Consider the following 4,139-nt stretch of genomic DNA (forward strand, 5'->3'; position numbering starts at 1 on the left):
TTCCTCCCTTGCCGCCCTCCCTTCCCTCCCCTCCCGCCGCGAGAAAGCGAACTGACGGATGATCACCTCCCTGCTGGTGGCCAACCGAGGCGAGATCGCCCGCCGGGTCTTCCGCACCTGCCGCACCCTCGGCATCGCCACCGTCGCCGTGTACGCCGACCCCGACGCCGACGCCCGGCACGTCCAGGAGGCCAACACCGCCGTCCGGTTGCCCGGTGCCGCGCCCGCCGACACCTACCTGCGCGCCGACCTGCTGGTCCGTGCGGCGCTCGACGCGGGGGCCGACGCCGTCCACCCGGGGTACGGATTCCTGTCCGAGAGCGCCGAGTTCGCGCAGGCGGTGCTCGATGCGGGGCTGCACTGGATCGGCCCGCCGCCCGCCGCCATCGCCGCGATGGGCTCCAAGACCGCCGCCAAGCGCCTGATGGCCGAGGCGGGCGTCCCCGTCCTCACCGTCGGCCCCGATCCCGCCGAGGCCGACCTGCCGCTGCTGGTCAAGGCCGCGTCCGGCGGCGGCGGACGCGGCATGCGGGTGGTGCGCACCCTGGCCGAACTCCCGGCCGCGCTGGCCGCCGCCCGCGCCGAGGCGGCTGCCGCGTTCGGCGACGACGAGGTGTTCTGCGAACCGTACCTGCCCACCGGCCGCCACCTGGAGGTGCAGCTGCTCGCCGACACCCACGGCACCGTGTGGGCCGTCGGCGACCGCGACTGCTCGCTCCAGCGCCGCCACCAGAAGGTGATCGAGGAGGCCCCCGCCCCCGGCCTCACCCCCGAACTGCGCGAACGCCTGCACGCTGCCGCGGTCGCGGCCGCCCGTGCCGTCGGCTACCAGGGCGCCGGGACGGCCGAGTTCCTGCTCGCCCCGGACGGCCGCCTCGCTTTCCTGGAGATGAACACCCGCCTCCAGGTCGAACACCCCGTCACCGAGTGCGTCACCGGACTCGACCTGGTCGCCCTCCAACTCGCCGTCGCCGAAGGCGAACAGCTCCCCGCCGCCCCGCCCCCCACTCGCGGCTGCGCGATCGAGGCCCGCCTGTACGCCGAGGACCCGGCCCGCGACTGGCAGCCCGCCACCGGTCCGCTCCACCTCCTCGAACTCCCCGGTACGGACGTCGAGTTCACTACCGCCCCGACCCCGTCCGGACTGCGCCTGGACGCCGGAGTCGGGGCGGGCGACCAAGTCACCGTCCACTACGACCCGATGCTCGCCAAAGTCGTCGCCTGGGCCCCCACCCGCACCGCCGCCGCCCGCCGCCTCGCCGACGCCCTCGCCCGCGCCCGCCTGCACGGCCCCACCACCAACCGCGACCTGCTGGTCCGCGCCCTGCGCCACCCCGACTTCCTGGCGGGTCGCGTCCACACCGCTCTGCTCGCCGACCACCACGCCGAACTCACCGCCTCCGACGGCAAATCCGCGCCCCTCGCCGCCCTGGCCGCCGCCCTCGCCGACGCCGCCGACCGCCGCGGCCCACTGCGCGAACTCCCCTCCGGCTGGCGCAACCTGCCCTCCCAGCCGCAGGTCAAGCGCTACCGCGCCGCCGACGGCGCCGAACACGAGGTCCGCTACCTGCTCACCCGCGACGGGCTGCGCGCCGAAGATCACCCCGACGTCCAACTCCTGCGCAGCACACCCGAATCCGTCGACCTGGCGGTCGGCCCCCTGCGCCGCCACTACCGGATCGCCCGCCACGGCGACCGGATCTTCGTCGACGCCCCGACCGAGCACCACACCCTGGCCGCCGTCGACCGCCACCCCGTCCCCACCGCCCCGCTCGCCCCCGGCACCCTGCTCGCCCCGATGCCCGGCACCGTCGTCCGGCTCGACGCCCGCCCCGGCGAACGCGTCACCGCAGGCCAAGTCCTGCTCGCCATCGAGGCGATGAAGATGGAACACCGGGTCACCGCCCCCACCGACGGCACCCTCACCGACCTCCCCGCCACCCTGGGCCGCCAGGTCGAGACCGGCACCGTCCTCGCCGTCGTCACCCCCTACCACTGACCCCCGAAACCCCGAAACCCCGAAACCCCCCCCACCCTGCCCCTCCTGCGAGTACGAACGCGAAAGCCCGCAGCAGCCCACGAAAGCCGACAGCAGCAGCCCACGACAGACAGGACCCCGCCATGTCCGCACCGCTGACCCCGCTCACCGACACCGAGGACCAGCACGACCTGCGCGCGGCCGTCGCCGCCCTCGCCGCCCGCTACGGCCGCGACTACTTCCAGCGCAAGGCCCGCGCGGGGGAGCCCGTCCGCGAACTCTGGTCGGAAGCCGCCAAGTTGGGATACCTCGGCGTCAACCTCCCCGCCGCGTACGGCGGCGGGGGCGCGGGCATCAGCGAACTCGCGGTGGTCCTGGAGGAGTTGGGCGCGGCAGGCTGCCCGCTGCTGATGCTGATCGTCTCCCCGGCGATCTGCGGCACCGTCATCTCCCGCTTCGGCACCGACCCGCAGAAGCGGCGCTGGCTGCCCGGACTCGCCGACGGCAGCACCGTCATGGCCTTCGGCATCACCGAACCCGACGCCGGATCCAACTCGCACCGGATCTCCACCGTCGCCCGCCGCGACGGCGACGACTGGCTGCTCACCGGCCGCAAGGTGTTCGTCTCCGGCATCGACCAGGCCGACGCCGTCCTCTTCGTGGCCCGCACCGAGGACGCCCGCACCGGCAAGCTCAAGCCCGCGCTGTTCGTCGTCCCGCGCGAGACCCCGGGCTTCGAGTACCGGCCCATTCCGATGGAACTCACCGCCCCGGAGAAACAGTTCCAGGTCTTCCTGGACGACGTCCGGCTGCCCGCCGAGGCTCTGGTCGGCGACCAGGACTCCGGCCTGCTGCAACTCTTCGCCGGCCTCAACCCCGAACGCATCATGACCGCCGCCTTCACCCTCGGCATCGCCCGCCACGCCCTGGACACCGCCGTCTCCTACGCCCGCACCCGCACGGTCTGGGACCGGCCGATCGGCGCCCACCAGGGCATCGCGCACCCCCTCGCCCAGTGCGCCATCGAGGTCGAACTCGCCCGCCTGATGACCCGCAAGGCCGCCCAGCTCTACGACGCGGGCGACGACCTGGCGGCCGGCGAGGCCGCCAACATGGCCAAGTACGCGGCCGGCGAAGCCTCCTGCCGGGCCGTCGACCAGGCCGTCCAGACCCTCGGCGGCAACGGCCTCACCCAGGAGTACGGCCTGGCCGCACTGATCACCGCCACCCGGGTCGGCCGGGTCGCCCCGGTCAGCCGGGAGATGATCCTCAACTACGTCGCCCAGCACACCCTCGGCCTGCCCCGCTCCTACTGACCGCCCCACCCGCCGCCGGCACGAGGCCCCCGGTCCCACACGGCCTCACATCCGGGACCTCAGCACGTCGACCTCGCACCCCGGCGCGTACGGGTCGAAGCCGTGCTCGGCCAGCCAGCGGACCACCAGCAGGCTGCGCAGCGACCACCACGCGCGGATCACGTCCAGGTCGACCTCGGCGCCGTAACCGGCGAGGAGGTCGGCCAGCCGGTCCTCGTGCCCGAGCGTGAAGGTGGCGAGGTCGTACAGCGCGTCGCCCCGGCCCGCCTCGGACCAGTCGATGATGCCGGTGACCTCGTCGCCCTCCACGAAGACGTGCGCGATCTGCAGGTCGCCGTGCGTGAACGCCGGGGTCCACGGCCGGAACGCGGCCTCGGCGACCCGGCGGTTGCGGGCGACCAGGTCGGCGGGCAGGACGCCGCTCGCCACCAGCAGTTCGCACTCGCCGTCGAGTTCCGCCGCCAACGCGTCGGCACTCCGGCCGGCCCGCCCGAGCCGGGGCGGCAGCGGCGCGTCGTGCAACCGCCGGATGACGGCACCCGCCGCGGCCCACGCCGCCGCCGACCCGGTCGACGGCCCGCCCAGGCGCCCCAGCGTCGCCCCGGGGAGCGCGGCCACGGCGAGCACGGGCGGCCGGTGCCACAGGACCTCCGGCGTCGGCACCGGAGCGAGGGACATCGCCTCGACCTCGGCGTCGACGCGCGCCTGATCGGCGTCCACCTTCAGGAACACGCCACCGACGCGCAGGGTCGCACGCTCGGAATGGGCGACGACGACTTCGACCTCATCCATGACCGACCAGTATCCCGAGGACGACCACCCCCGTCCCCCGAATTTCCCCCGCC

General features: G+C 74.5%; 3 protein-coding genes. 2 read left to right on the forward strand and 1 reads right to left on the reverse strand.

Annotation, left to right across the window (positions count from 1 at the left end; all coding sequences use genetic code 11):
* The first annotated feature begins 58 nt into the window (after positions 1 to 58).
* Together IH44_RS0139310 and IH44_RS0139315 are read left to right on the forward strand one after the other, a co-directional pair.
* The gene (locus IH44_RS0139310) at positions 59 to 1,999 is read left to right on the forward strand and encodes a biotin carboxylase N-terminal domain-containing protein (protein WP_030464657.1); all 1,941 of its coding nucleotides are present in this window, start codon (positions 59 to 61) and stop codon (positions 1,997 to 1,999) included.
* A 122-nt stretch (positions 2,000 to 2,121) separates the two neighbouring features.
* Entirely contained in the window at positions 2,122 to 3,294 is a 1,173-nt protein-coding gene (locus IH44_RS0139315) for an acyl-CoA dehydrogenase family protein (RefSeq protein ID WP_030464658.1), read from the forward strand.
* Positions 3,295 to 3,339: 45 nt separating this feature from the next.
* On the opposite strand, the gene IH44_RS0139320 is transcribed toward IH44_RS0139315, so the two are convergent.
* Positions 3,340 to 4,086 carry a phosphotransferase family protein gene (locus tag IH44_RS0139320; protein WP_030464659.1) on the reverse strand — a complete coding sequence of 249 codons (747 nt, stop codon included), beginning with the start codon at positions 4,084 to 4,086 and terminating at the stop codon, positions 3,340 to 3,342.
* Positions 4,087 to 4,139 lie beyond the last annotated feature (53 nt).

The organism is Kitasatospora sp. NRRL B-11411, from assembly GCF_000721345.1.
GTDB lineage: Bacteria > Actinomycetota > Actinomycetes > Streptomycetales > Streptomycetaceae > Kitasatospora > Kitasatospora cineracea.

Excerpts from the sequence above, each read along its gene's own strand:
- IH44_RS0139315 (WP_030464658.1), top strand. The coding sequence starts at position 2,122 with ATGTCCGCACCGCTGACCCCGCTCACCGACACCGAGGACCAGCACGAC.
- IH44_RS0139310 (WP_030464657.1), top strand. The coding sequence starts at position 59 with ATGATCACCTCCCTGCTGGTGGCCAACCGAGGCGAGATCGCCCGCCGG.
- IH44_RS0139320 (WP_030464659.1), bottom strand. The coding sequence starts at position 4,086 with ATGGATGAGGTCGAAGTCGTCGTCGCCCATTCCGAGCGTGCGACCCTG.